Here is a 12616-nt window from a genome sequence, read left to right as displayed (position 1 = left end):
CGACCCGGCGAGGGTGACCCACCGGGCCACCCTCGCGGCCCGTCATCGCGGCTGGTACTCGGCCCGGTGTCTCCGTACCAGGTCGGCGTGGGCCTGGAAGCGCTCGGGAATCCCGCCCTGCTGGCGGACCACGTCGTCGGAGGAGCGGAACGCCACCGCTCCCAGCAGCCCGGGGTCTCCGGGCACCCCGGCCAGCAGCGGCAACCGTACGCACAGGTAGCGGCCGACGGCGGGGATGCTGTCCTCGGGCGAGAGGGGCGGGTCGAGGATGGTGCCCTGGCGGCCGACCGGCAGGTAGTACTGAAGCACCGACGGCGTCCAGCGCGCGAGGCCGTACTCGTCCTTGGCCTCGTCGAACAGGTTCGCGTCGAAGCCGCTCTCCGCCTTCAGGATTCCGGCGACCAGTGCCGGGCTCAGCCCTGGAGCCGCGCACATCGTGCCGGCCTCGACGATCAGCGCGCGGTACTCCCGGGGGATGTCGGAGTCGGTGCGCAACCACCGCCCGAACGGATCGGCCAGCCGCGAGTCGACCGTCCCCGCCCCCGAGGCACCCGCCAGTACGAGAGCGGCCGAGGCCATGGCCTTCGCCATCCGGCGGCCCGTTCGCCGGGGCGCCCCCTTCAAGGTGCCGGCCAGCAGCCGCGCGCGGTAGAGCTGACGGGCCGCGCTGGGCCTGGACCTCGGGTCGGGGTTCAGGCAGTCGCCGACCCAGGAGCGCCAGGCCTCGGGCAGCGAGACCGGCAGCGACAGGGGTGACTCGCCCGCCGCGTACTCGACGGCGGCCACGTAGCGGGCGCGGGCGGTGGGGGCGCTGAAGGGAAGGTGGCCGGTGAACAGCTGGCACGCCGTCACGCCCAGCGCCCAGATGTCGGCCGAGGCCCGCACCGCGTGCCCCTTCTCGCTCAGCGGCTCCCCCCAGCGCTCGGGAGGCACGTGGTCCACCGAGCCCATCGGGGGAAGGTAGCCGTGCGTCCCGTCCATCTCGGTGGCCAGGCCGAAGTCGGCGAGCCGTACCGAGCCGTCGGCCATCACGAGCACGTTGTTGGGTTTGAGGTCTCCGTGCACCCACTTCTCGGCGTGCATGTGCGCCAGCCCCTCGCAGATCTCGGCGATCAGCCTCGGCGCGTCGGGAACCGGTGCCCCCTCCCCGATCAGGTCGGCCAGCGACCTTTCCGCCAGGTCCATCACCAGCACGCACGCGCCGTCGAGTTCGGAGTTTCCGGCGTCGTCGATGACGAGCGTCTCCCGCAGCCGGATCAGCCGGGGGTGCCGGAGCCTGTCGTGCAGGCGTATCTCCCGCTCCGTCATGTCCCGCAGGTGCCGCAACTGCCGCCGGGTGAGCGTGCCGGTGGGCAGGAATTTCAGCGCCGCCTCCTGCCCGTCCCGCGTTCCCAGGTAGACGCTCGCCCAGCTCCCCGTGGCGACGGGCCTGCCGACCCGCCAGTCACCGACGCGATACCCCGAGGAGACGCTGACCGCCCATCCCTTGGTGTCCATCGTCCTGCCGCCCTCTCACACCATCGAGCCGGCGCGATGACCGCGGTCGTCGCCCGGAACGCCGTGAACAGGTGGATGCGCCTCGGACGGATCACCGTACGGGGGCCGTGCCGTCATGCTAGATCAAATACAAGCGCGTCGAGCGTCGTCACCGCGGCCGATCATCCGTCGTACCCGCCGGTGGCGGCCTGCCCGCTGATCTTTTCGGTCGGTCCGGCAGGAGGATCGGTGCCGCCCTCATAGGGCCGAGGTTCCGAGGCTCGCGCAGGTCAGCGCGGTGGGCGATATCGCGCCCGCCGGGAACCCTTGCGGGAGGGCGACGGCTGGTTATCGTTTTTCCGGAACAGTCAGGACAGCCGGTCAGCAAGGGAGCTACATGAGCGAGACTCCGACGCCTCCGCTGTACATGCGGCGAGCAGGGTTCGGCCCGGATCCGGAACTGGAAACACTGCGGGACGGGCAGGGGATCGGGCGCGTCAGCACACCGTTCGGCATCGACGCCTGGCTGGTGACCCGCTACGCGGACGTGCGGACGGTGTTGAGCGACCCCGAACGGTTCAGCAACGCCGTGGGGATCGACTTCGTGCCGTCCGACACGAAGATGAGCAAGGAGGAGATCGCGGCGCTGCGCGCGGGCAACATGCTCGCCCTCGATCCTCCCGAGCACACCCGGCTGCGCCGGACGCTGACGCCGGAGTTCACGATCCGCCGGATGCACCGGCTGGAGCCGCGGATCACCCGCATCGTCGAGGAGCACCTGGACGCGATGGAACGCGCCGGGTCCCCGGCCGATCTGGTGTCGTCGTTCGCGCTGCCGATCCCCTCACTGGTGATCTGCGAGTTGCTGGGGGTGCCGTACGCCGACCGGGAGGACTTCCAGCGCAGGAGCAGCAAGATGCTCGATGTGGCCTCGCCTTTCGAGGAGCGTCTGGCGGCCCAGATGGAGTCGCGCGCCTACATCGGCGAGCTGGTCGCCCGCGCCCGGGTCGATCCCGGGGAGGAACTGCTCGGCACGCTGGTGCGCGAGCACGGCGACGACCTGACGACGCACGAGCTCGTCGGCATCGGCACCCTGCTGCTGCTGGCCGGACACGAGACCACCTCCAACATGCTCGGACTGGGCACGCTGGCCCTGCTCCGCCATCCCGACCAGCTGGAGCTGCTGCGGAAGGAGCCCGAGCGCATCGACGCGGCGGTGGAGGAGCTGCTGCGCTGGCTCAGCATCGTCCACTCCGGCACCGCCAAGATGACCACCGCGGAGGTCGAGATCGCCGGCCAGGCCATCGGGCCCGGCGAGCTGGTGGTCTGCGCGCTGCCCGCCGCCAACCGCGACGCCGGGTTCCTGCCCGACCCCGAGACGCTGGACATCACCCGGGGCGCGCCCGGCCACCTGGCCTTCGGCCACGGCGTGCACCACTGCCTGGGCGCCCCGCTGGCCCGGCTGGAGATGCGCATCGCCTTCCCCGCGCTGCTCGAACGCTTCCCCGGGCTGCGCGCGGTCGAACCCGAGGCGCACTTCCGCTCTTTCAGCGTCGTGTACGGCCTGACGTCCCTGCCGGTCGCCTGGTAGCCGGCAGGACCGCCCGGAGCCGCGATCTCGGCTCCGGGCGGGTACGGTTCAGGCGTCCGGGCTCAGGTCGCCGTGGAAGACCTTGTCCAGGAAGCTCTCCAGGTTGACGACGACCCGCATGATCCGCTCCTCGTTGCCGAGCGTCTCGAACCGCACGCCGAGCTCCGTCTTCTTCACATCCCGCACGTAGAGGGAGCAGGCCAGGTCGGCGCACATGTAGGTGCCGACCGTGTTGCCCTGGCGGCCCGCGGCGCCGACCCTGGGCGCGACGAACAGGGAGATCCCGGTGCCTGCGTGCGGTGTCACGCAGATCGAGCAGACCGTGCTCTTGGCATAGCTCCTGCGCACCTCCCGGCTGAGGCGCAGGGTGACGCCGACGAGTTCGCCGCGCCGCTCGACGACCAGGTAGCCGCGGTCGGGCGCGCCGGGGTCGAGCCAGCCCAGGAAGTCAAGATCGGCCCAGGGGGTCTCCGGCAGGTTCCTGGGCAGGTTGATCCTGCGCGCCTCCCCCTTGGAGCAGTTGACGAAGGATCCGCGTATCTCCTTCTCACCGACCGGAATCATGACTCACCCACTGTTGATCGACACGTCTGCTGGAGCCCTGCCCGCGCGACCGGCGCCTCCGCAGGGGGGCAGGCACGGGCGCGACGCCGGCGAGCGAACTGCCGGCTCACTGCCTTTTCCGACATTCAGCGCCGACCACTATGTCAGCGCGATATCGGGGACGTCGAATGCTTTTTCCCCTGATGTAAGGACACCCTGCCACCTGCCCGCGACGACGCCGAGCTGGAAACGCACGGTGGAAGCCGGCGGTACGGGGCGCTCGCCGGTGAGTCACGGGTCCCCGTGGACGGCACGCACCGCCGCACGGGTCCGGTCCTCGATCTCACGGTCGTTCTGCCGGAGGGTCGCTCGCCCCGCACCCGGGAAGCTCCGGGGACGGGAGCGTCCGCGGACTCCGAAACCGCGGGTCAGTCGCGTTGGCGCAGTTCGGCGTTGATCCGCAGGGCTTCCTGGAGCTGGTCCTCCAGGATGATGATGCGGCAGGCGGCTTCCAGCGCGGTGCCCTGGTCGACCAGTTCTCTGGCGCGGGCGGCCAGGCGTAGCTGATAGCGGGAGTAGCGGCGGTGTCCGCCGGACGAGCGCTGCGGCTCGATCAGTCTCGCCTCGCCCAGGCTACGCAGGAAAGCCGGCGTGGTGCCGAGGATCTCGGCGGCACGGCCCATGGTGTAGGCCGGGTAATCGTCGTCGTCGAGCTTGATCTCTGGGTTCTGTGGGGCTGGATCCATTGCACCTTTTTCACGTCACAGGGGCCCCGGTGCTGCAGCACCGGGGCCCAGAGTTATGGGTTCAACACCTTTCATCGACACGAGTGTCGATTTTTCGTATCCGCACCGGCCGCCCGAAAGGCGGGGAGTGCGGGGATCGCATACGCGTGACCGGAGACCACCTTCCAATCTGATGGGACTACGGCACCCGCCCGGCTAGACGACAACCGGTGGCGGGCGATCCAACGGCGTGTGACCCTCCCCCTTTTCCTCTGATCTCCCTATGTACCTCTGCCATCGGCACCGGTTGGAACCCCTTGCAGGATCTCGGCTCCAGCACGCCTGCCGACGGCACCGCACGGGCTGTTCTCATGCCCGCCGGCCACCGCGTCGGAACCCGTGCACCAGCTGGCTCCGACACGCCTGACCGTCTTGCCACTTCTCTGCGGCAGTTCGTCATCTGCCGCGACTTCTTGATGTTCTCTACTCTGCTGACACCTGAAATGTTAACTCGCCCAACGGCCAATGTCTACTGCGGCCACAACAGATTTTCTCTGCCGCTCAAGGCCGGTGCGGGGACCTCAGATCTCCTTGAGGAACCCCGAGTCGACGGCGAAGTCCGCGCCGGTGGTGCTCGCCGAGCGCGGCGAGGCGAGCAGGGCGATCACGTCGGCGACCTCCTGCGGTTCGACGAGGCGGCCGGTGGTCAGCTTCATCATCTCCGGTGCGACACTGTTGATCACGGTGTCCCGGTCGGTGCCCGCCTGGGCGGCGATGATGTCGGCCGCGCCGCCCTCCTCGGTCCACCACGCGGTCCGCACGGGCCCCGGAGAGACGGTGTTCACCCGGATGCCCTGGGGTGCGAACTCCTCCGACAGCGCCTTGGTGAGATTGTTCAGGCCCGCCTTGGCGGCGTTGTAGTCGACGTTCATGGGGGCGGCCTGCCGGGCGCCGCCCGAGGAGACGTTGACGATCGAGCCGCCACCCCGCTGGAGCATCGCCGGGATGGCCGCGCGGACGGCCCGTACGACCGAGAACAGGTTGAACTCGAACATCGCCCGCCAGTCGTCGTCGGTGGGGGCCAGGAACGAGAAGCGCGGCAGGGCCGCGCCGGGCGGCGGGCCGCCGGCGTTGTTCACCAGGACGTCCAGGCCGCCGAACGCCGCCACGGCCCGCGCCACGACCTGGGCGGGCGCCTCGGGGTCCGTCAGGTCGGCCGCCACGTGCAGCAGTCCGGGGCCGCCCAGCGCCTCCAGCTCAGGAGTGCTCCTGCGGGAGGCGGCCACGACGCGGGCCCCCTCGTCGAGCAGGGTGCGGGTGACGGCCAGGCCGATGCCCTTGGAGGCGCCGGTGACGACCGCGACGCGGCCGGAAAGCTGCAGGTCCATGAGTGTCCTCTCGTCGCCGAGCCCCGTCCCGCCGAGGTGCGGAAGGGCTCTTCACCCGGGCAAAGCTAGGGCTGTCATCCGATTCCGGGCTGGCGATATTCAGACCGGCAATCCACGCCGGATCCGGACCTCGTATCCGGCGTGAACGCTCCGGCGGGGACTCCCCATCGGCCTCCCGGATGAACCGAGCCGGAATCGACTCTGTGGCCCCCGCTGTCGAACCCGGCGAGCCCCTCGCCCGCCCCGCCACATGCCCGGCCGGTCCGGACCCATTCGGCGGCATGCGGGAAGGCCGGGCGGTGCCGGGTGATTTGTCAGCTTGTATCCGTACAGAGCACTACGCTCAACATATGTCTGACCAGCCGGTATGCCACTGCCTGCTCTGCGTCGAGCGGGAGGTGGAGCTCGACCAGGCCGACCTCAGGACACTGCGGAGCGTCCGGAACCGGGGGTGGGCGATTGTCATGATCCCGGAGGACGAGGACGGCCCCGGCTGGGCGTTCACCGTCGGGCTGTGGCACACGCTCCGCTCCCCCGAGGTGGTGATGCTCGGCCTCCGGGTGGACGTGATGGGCAACTGCCTCGGCACTCTGGCCGACCGGATCGCCGCCGGGCACCGCCTGGTCGAGGGCCGGGAGCGGGACGACGTGATCAGGAACTACCCGGTCGTCGCGAAGGCGGTGGACACCAGCTGGTACCGGTCGCTGTTCGGCACCGCGCTGCACTTCTACCAGGGGCCCCCGCTGCCCTTCATGGAGATCGTCTGGCCCGACGCCGCGGGCCGCTTCCCCTGGAACGACGGCTGCGCCCCGCGACTGCGGGAGCTGCAGCCCGCGCTCTGGATCCCCAAGGACGACCACGCCCCGGGCCCCTGGACCAAACTCCCCTGACCGGACCGTGCCGGGCGGGCCCCGGCCCGCGTTCCCGATCGAACCGCCGGCGACGCCTCCCGGCGGAGGCCGCGGGCATGGTGAGGCCGCCGTGGGACAAAGGCCGGCACCGCCGTACCACGGACGCCCTGGTCCGCGCCGACAGCGCCGGGAAGGCGCGCGGACCCGCCGGGTGTGCCACGTTTCCCCTGGATGCCAGGTCGTAGTTTACAAAGTTTCTTACCAATTCCAAGGCGATGCGTTTCCGGCCGCCCCGTGGTTCTTCCCAAGTCATCCGCAAGTCCATTCCAAGAGGGAACCCGGAGCCTTGGCCCCGGTCATCAAAGGCTCCGTGAAACACGTCCAGAGCGCGTTCCCGGCATCAATTCTCTTCGCACGTTCCTACTATCGGCAGAAATGTGAGGATGAGTGAGGCCCGAAAAGGCTGCCGAGCCGGCCCGAGATCGACCACCTGACGAGGCGCGGCTCGTACCCCCGTGACCGCCGGGCGGCACACGCACTCTCACACGTTCTGATGTCACAAATGAATTGTCGGAGAAAGCCGGTCGCTCAGCCCCGTGAGTCCGGCGGGGGCCCGAGCCGCGGCGCACGGTGCACCGCCACGACCGCCCGACAGTGCCCATGAGGAGAATCATGCACGTCGAACTCAACAAACCCGTCGTGGAGGAACTGCACAGGGCGGTTTCGGAGCCGATCTTCAACCCGATCCTCAAAACCTTCGTCGGGGAGGGGAAACTGGACTACGAGGTGTATGTGCGGACCTCGGAGTTGTTCTCCCTGCAACCCGCCACCGACGAACTCGTCTCCTCCGACGAGCTGATGTTCCAGATGGTCCACCAGGCCCAGGAGGTGTGGCTGAAGCTGCTGGCGCACGAGATGACGGAACTGGTGGGCGACCTGGACCGGGACGCGCTCTGGGACGCCTCGGCGCGACTGGACCGGATCGCGCGCATCGTCCGCTGCCTCCGCGACGAGCTGGGGGTCCTGGAGACGCTGACACCCGACTCGTACCAGACGATCCGGCAGCATCTCGGGAACGGCAGCGGGCAGGAGTCACCGGGGTACAACCGGCTGCACGTGGCGGCCCAGTACGTATCGGACGCGCTCGACCGGCTGACCGCCCGCCGCGAGGTTTCGGCCGCGGATGTCTACCAGGCCCGGGACGCCCGGCACAGCGATCTGAAGCGCACGTTCGAGCTGCTCCTCGACGTGGACGAGGCCTACCAGATGTGGCTCGTCACCCACTTCATGCTCGTCCGCAGGACGATCGGCATCAGCCGGAGCACCGCGGCGCTCGACGGCGTGCCGACGCAGGTGCTGACCGGCCGCATGACACAGCCCCTCTTCCGGCGGCTGTGGAAGGTGCGCGAGGAGATGACCGCCAGCTGGGAACGCGGCGGCGGGTACGTGCCCGGAGAGTCCAGGCACGCGGAGAAGGGCTCCTGATGATCCTCACCGACCGGACGGCGAGGTCGCTGCGCGCCGAGTTCCCGCTGCTCGACACCTGCGTCTACCTCAACAGCAACTCCACCGGCGCCGTCCCCCGGGGCGTGGAGGAGGTGCTGCGCGGCTACTGGCGGACGCTGACCAGGTGGCGGGACGAGGTGTGGGGCGACTGGCTGGCGCAGACGTCGGCCTACGCCGACGCCCTCGCCGCCTTCCTCGGCGCACCCCCCGGTTCCGTCGTGACCGACGTGAACCTCAGCACGCTGCTCGCCAGGGTCGGCACCTGCCTCGACTTCGGCGGCCCGCGCAGCAAGGTGGTCACCACCGGCCTGGAATTCCCCACGGTGCCGCTCATCTGGCAGGGGTTCGCCCGGTACGGAGCGGAGCTGGAGATCGTGGGCTCGGGTCCCGGGTTCGACGAGGCCGCGCTGGAGGCCGCCATCGACGAGCGGACCCGGTGCGTGTGCGTCTCACACAGCAGCTATTCCACCGGAGCGCTGCTGGACCTGCGGCGGATCGTCACCAGGGCCCACAGCGTGGGCGCGTACGTCATCGTGGACGCCTACCAGACCGTCGGCGCGGTTCCCCTGGACGTCACCGAACTGGGCGTCGACTTCGTGCTGGGCGGTGCCCACAAGTGGATGTGCGGGGCCGGCACCGCGTTCCTGTACGTGCGCCCCGACCTCATCCCCGACCTGCGCCCCGCGGCGACCGGCTGGCTGGCCGGCGCCGACCCGACCTCCTTCCGCTCACCGGTCGTACCGGCCGGGGACGCCCGCCGCCTGGCCTCCGGCACACCGGTGCCGCTGGGGCCGATGATGTCCAGGATCGGCCTCGACCTGCTGTCCGGCATCGGCGTCGAGACGATCCGCGGGCACTCGCTGGCGTGCACCGGCCGGGTACTGGAGCGCGCGGACGCGGCCGGAATCGAGGTGGTGACCCCGAGGGAGCCGCACCGGCGCGGCGGCGTCGTCTGCCTGCGGTTCGACGGGGACGAGCGGGTGAGCAGGTCGCTGGTCGACCGGGGCATGGTGTGCAGCTGGCGCGGCTCCCTGCGCGTGGCGCCCCACATCTACAACACGATCGCCGAGGTCGACGCCTTCATGGACGCCGTCGAGACGGAACGGGAGCGGATCACCGCATGAACGTCACCACCCTGTCGCCACGGGCTCTGCTGAGCCTTCTGGCCAACGGTACGAAGGCGATGGACGTCGTGGAGACCGCGCTGCGCCTCGGCCTGCTCGACGCCCTCGACCCCGAGCCCCCGTCCGGCGCCGAGGCCGGCGCCCAGAGCGGCACTCGGACGGACGGCGTCTCCCTGTCCGAGCTCAGCGCGCGGCTCGGCGTCGTACCAGGCCGGCTGTACAAGATGCTCGACTGCCTGGAAAGCCTCGGTTTCGTCCACCGGGAGCAGAGCGGCGACGAGCTGGACCTGGTCCGCTACCGGGCGGTCCCCGGGCTGAGGCAGGCGGCGGAGGCCGTCGCCGGTCCCGACTCGCTGGAGCGCGACCGCGACCGGTATCCGTGGCGCCTGCTGCACGGCAGGCTCGTCGACGTCCTGCGCGGCGAGATGTCGATCCCCGCGGCCACCTTCGGCTGGCCACCGCGCGACGAGGGGCAACTGGCCGACTTCGAGCAGAGCATGGCCGCGGGCCTCGGCCCGGTCATCGAGACGTTCCGCGCACACGCCGGGTGGCTGTGGGGCGAGCGGGCGCTCCGGCTGCTCGACGTCGGCGGCGGCGACGGCACCCTCGCCGCGCACCTGCTGGAACGCTCGCCCGCCCTCCGGGTGGACGTGTTCAACCTCCCCGCGGCGGAGGCGCTGGTGAGCCGTACGAGGAAGGAGAGCGGTCTCGGCGGGCGACTCGGATTCGTCGCCGGAGACTTCCTCGACGGCCCCCTGCCCGGCGGGTACGACGCGCTGTCGTTCGTCCGCGTCCTGCACGACTGGCCGGTCTCCACGGCACGGGCGCTGCTGCGGAAGGCGCACGCGGCCCTCGTCCCCGACGGGCGGATTCTGATCTGCGAGGAGTTCAGGACCCCCGACCGGCTCGCCGGGCAGTTCTTCTGGTCGTACTTCCTCATGGGCGTCGACACCTGTGTCAGCCGCCTCTACGAGATCGAGCACTACGTGCGGCTGCTCGAAGAGAGCGGCTTCAGGGACGTCACCGTCCTGCCGGGCCCCTTCGAGCTGATCACCGCGACCCGATGACCCCGCGGGTCCGCCCGGCGGCCCCCGCCGCCCTTTGAGGCCGAACCCACCCGGAAACCCGGGCGAGTGCACTAGAAGTCGTACGGCCACGGCCGGAGATCACGACTTCTGGAGTACGGCGGGTGCCTCCCGGGGAGGGACGCGCGGGCGGTGAGCGCGCCGGAAGCATGAGGGCATGGAGACGCTCGATCTCGCCCGCCTGCAGTTCGCCGTGACCTCGGGGGCACACTTCCTGTTCGTGGCCCTCACCCTGGGCCTGGCCACGGTGCTGGCGGTCATGCAGACCCGGGCGACGCTGACGCGTTCCGACACGCACCTGCGGATGACCCGGTTCTGGGGACGGCTGTATGTGATCAACTACGCGATGGGCATCCTCACCGGGCTGGTGATGGAGTTCCAGCTCGGGATGGCCTGGAGCGGGCTGACGCACTTCGCGGGGAACGTGTTCGGCGCCTCACTCGCGATGGAGACCCTCGTCGCCTTCTTCATCGAGTCCACGTTCCTGGGTCTGTGGATCTTCGGCTGGGACCGGTTGAACCGCTGGGCGCACCTGGGCGTGATCTGGGTGGTCACGATCACCGCCTACGCCTCGGCGTACTGGGTCCTCGTCGCCAACGGCTTCCTGCAGAACCCGGTCGGTGCCGAGGTCGTGGACGGGACGCTGCGGCTCACCGACGCGGCGGCGGTGCTCACCAACCCCGACGCGCTCCTCCCGTTCGCCCACATCCTCTCCGGCGCCCTGGTGACCGCCGGGTTCTTCCTCGCCGGGGTGAGCGCCTACCACCTGCGCCGTGGGACGGCCGAGCAGGAGTTCTTCCGCAGGTCCCTGCGGATCGGCGTGTTCACCACGCTGCCCGCGCTGCTGGCCAACGCCGCGTTCGGCGGCGTGCAGTTCCCGACCCTCCAGCCGATGAAGACCGCCGTCTTCGCCGGGCGGGAGGAGGAGATCGCCCGGTTGCAGGCCGAGATGGTCGCCGTCCACGGTCCGGGGGACTACATCCCGCCCACCGCACCGACACAGCTGGGCGCCATGATCATGCTGGGTGTCTTCACGGTGCTGCTGCTCGTGTCGGCGCTCAGCGTCCTGCTCGCCTCGTTCCGCCGGATGGTCCTGGGGGCGCGGGCCTGGCACGTGCTGCTGATCGCGATGATCCCGCTGCCGTTCGTCTCCATGATCGCCGGCTGGGTGTTCCGGGAGGTGGGCCGCCAGCCCTGGATGGTGGAGGGCCTGCTCAAGACCGAGGACGCGCTGAGCGACCTGTCGCCGGGCACGATGGTCCTCTCGCTGATCGCCTTCATCACGCTCTCCGTCCTGCTGGTGGCCGTCAACACCTGGATCCTGGCGCGCGGCGCCCGCCAGGGCCCCGAGGCACCCGCCACCGGCCCGGCCCCGGCAGAGCCGACTCCGGTCCTGGCCTTCTGACAGCCTCGCGGTCCATCGGCCTTCGCAAAGGGAAATCGCTATGGAAATCGCCCTGCTCGCGTTCTTCGCGGTCGGCTACTTCGTCCTCGCGGGCGCGGATCTCGGGGTCGGCATGCTGCTGCCGTATCTCGGCCGCACCCCCGAGGAACGCGGCCGGGTGCTCGCCTCCATCACCCCGTTCTTCCTGACGAACGAGGTCTGGCTGGTCACCGCGGTGGGCGTACTGATCGGCGCGTTCCCCGTGCTGGAGGGGGAGATGCTCAGCGGTCTGTACCTGCCGTTCGTCGCGCTGCTGCTCGGCTGGATCGCCCGCGACGCGGGGATCTGGCTGCGCGGGCGGGTGGACCGGGCCGCCTGGCGGGCCTGGTGCGAGGGCGCCGTGGTCGCGGGAAGCTGGCTGGCGGTGCTGAGCTGGGGACTCATCCTCGTCGGGATGGGCGAGGGGTTCACCGTCGGTCCCGGCGCGCTGGTCGCCGCTCCGCTGGGGGCCGTCCTGTTCGCCGCCCACGGACTGTCACTGGCCGGGCTCCGGCTCGACGGCGCCCCTCGGGAGCGGGCCCGGCGGTTCGCCGGGCCCTCGGCCGGGTGTACGGTCTACGCCCTGACGTCGGGCGGGATGGCTCTGGTCTGCCTGCTGGCCGGTGCCCGCCTGCCACTGGCGGAGCACCTGGCGGACCCGGCGACGCTCGCCCTGCTCACTCCCTCGATGCTGCTGCTCACTCCCCTGCTGGTGGCGTCACAGGTGTGGCTGTGGTGGCTCTTCGGCCGCGTCCAGGTCAGGCAGTGATCATGAAAGCAAGCCCGAGCAGCACTGCCACGGGGATGACCCAGACCACGGCCTCGATTGCGAACTCCTTGTACACGGCGAGCTTCTCCCTTTTATCCACGAAAGCGGTGAAGCGCAGCATATGCGCACTTGGCG

Annotated in this window: 12 protein-coding genes; 7 read left to right on the top strand and 5 right to left on the bottom strand. The window is 70.3% G+C overall.

Features of this window, described 5'->3' with window-relative positions; all coding sequences use genetic code 11:
- Positions 1–42: 42 nt before the first annotated feature.
- Positions 43–1497 (bottom strand): serine/threonine-protein kinase, encoded by a 1455-nt coding sequence (locus AB0K21_RS14325; protein WP_343974705.1) that lies wholly within the window; start codon positions 1495–1497, stop codon positions 43–45.
- A gap of 376 nt (positions 1498–1873) precedes the next feature.
- Here AB0K21_RS14325 and AB0K21_RS14320 point away from each other — a divergent pair, with 376 nt between their 5' ends.
- Positions 1874–3067, top strand: a complete 1194-nt coding sequence (locus AB0K21_RS14320) for a cytochrome P450 (RefSeq protein ID WP_364149907.1) — start codon at positions 1874–1876, stop codon at positions 3065–3067.
- A 48-nt stretch (positions 3068–3115) separates the two neighbouring features.
- Here AB0K21_RS14320 and AB0K21_RS14315 read toward each other — a convergent pair whose 3' ends face one another.
- The 3 genes from AB0K21_RS14315 to AB0K21_RS14305 all read right to left on the bottom strand — a co-directional run bounded on the left by AB0K21_RS14315 (position 3116) and on the right by AB0K21_RS14305 (position 5723).
- Complete coding sequence (locus AB0K21_RS14315) at positions 3116–3631, bottom strand: FBP domain-containing protein (protein WP_364149905.1); 516 nt, start codon at positions 3629–3631, stop codon at positions 3116–3118.
- Between the two features lie 407 nt (positions 3632–4038).
- Positions 4039–4356: a MerR family transcriptional regulator gene (locus AB0K21_RS14310; RefSeq protein ID WP_364149903.1), complete on the bottom strand. Its 318-nt coding sequence runs from the start codon at positions 4354–4356 to the stop codon at positions 4039–4041.
- Between the two features lie 560 nt (positions 4357–4916).
- Positions 4917–5723, bottom strand: a complete 807-nt coding sequence (locus tag AB0K21_RS14305) for an SDR family oxidoreductase (RefSeq protein ID WP_364149901.1) — start codon at positions 5721–5723, stop codon at positions 4917–4919.
- A gap of 350 nt (positions 5724–6073) precedes the next feature.
- On the opposite strand from AB0K21_RS14305, the gene AB0K21_RS14300 reads away from it, so the two are divergent.
- The 6 genes from AB0K21_RS14300 (at position 6074) to AB0K21_RS14275 (ending at position 12481) form a co-directional block, all read left to right on the top strand.
- Entirely contained in the window at positions 6074–6613 is a 540-nt protein-coding gene (locus tag AB0K21_RS14300; protein ID WP_364149899.1) for a DUF4262 domain-containing protein, read from the top strand.
- Positions 6614–7246: 633 nt separating this feature from the next.
- Complete coding sequence (locus AB0K21_RS14295) at positions 7247–8059, top strand: tryptophan 2,3-dioxygenase family protein (protein ID WP_343974723.1); 813 nt, start codon at positions 7247–7249, stop codon at positions 8057–8059.
- The gene (locus AB0K21_RS14290; protein WP_364149897.1) at positions 8059–9204 is read left to right on the top strand and encodes an aminotransferase class V-fold PLP-dependent enzyme; all 1146 of its coding nucleotides are present in this window, start codon (positions 8059–8061) and stop codon (positions 9202–9204) included. Before AB0K21_RS14295 ends, AB0K21_RS14290 begins: the two co-directional genes overlap by 1 nt.
- Positions 9201–10271, top strand: coding sequence for a methyltransferase (locus AB0K21_RS14285; protein WP_364149895.1), 1071 nt, complete (start codon positions 9201–9203; stop codon positions 10269–10271). Before AB0K21_RS14290 ends, AB0K21_RS14285 begins: the two co-directional genes overlap by 4 nt.
- Before the next feature lie 175 nt (positions 10272–10446).
- Positions 10447–11694, top strand: coding sequence for a cytochrome ubiquinol oxidase subunit I (locus tag AB0K21_RS14280; protein WP_343974732.1), 1248 nt, complete (start codon positions 10447–10449; stop codon positions 11692–11694).
- A gap of 40 nt (positions 11695–11734) precedes the next feature.
- Positions 11735–12481, top strand: a complete 747-nt coding sequence (locus tag AB0K21_RS14275) for a cytochrome d ubiquinol oxidase subunit II (RefSeq protein ID WP_364149892.1) — start codon at positions 11735–11737, stop codon at positions 12479–12481.
- Here AB0K21_RS14275 and AB0K21_RS14270 read toward each other — a convergent pair.
- Positions 12471–12602: a hypothetical protein gene (locus tag AB0K21_RS14270; RefSeq protein ID WP_343974738.1), complete on the bottom strand. Its 132-nt coding sequence runs from the start codon at positions 12600–12602 to the stop codon at positions 12471–12473. The two genes, AB0K21_RS14275 and AB0K21_RS14270, sit on opposite strands and share 11 nt — an antisense overlap.
- Positions 12603–12616 lie beyond the last annotated feature (14 nt).

It is taken from the genome of Streptosporangium sp. NPDC049248 (assembly GCF_040678965.1).
Classification (GTDB): domain Bacteria; phylum Actinomycetota; class Actinomycetes; order Streptosporangiales; family Streptosporangiaceae; genus Streptosporangium; species Streptosporangium fukuiense.
Note: the sequence above shows the minus strand (reverse complement) of the source record. Positions and strands in the feature narration are given on the sequence as shown.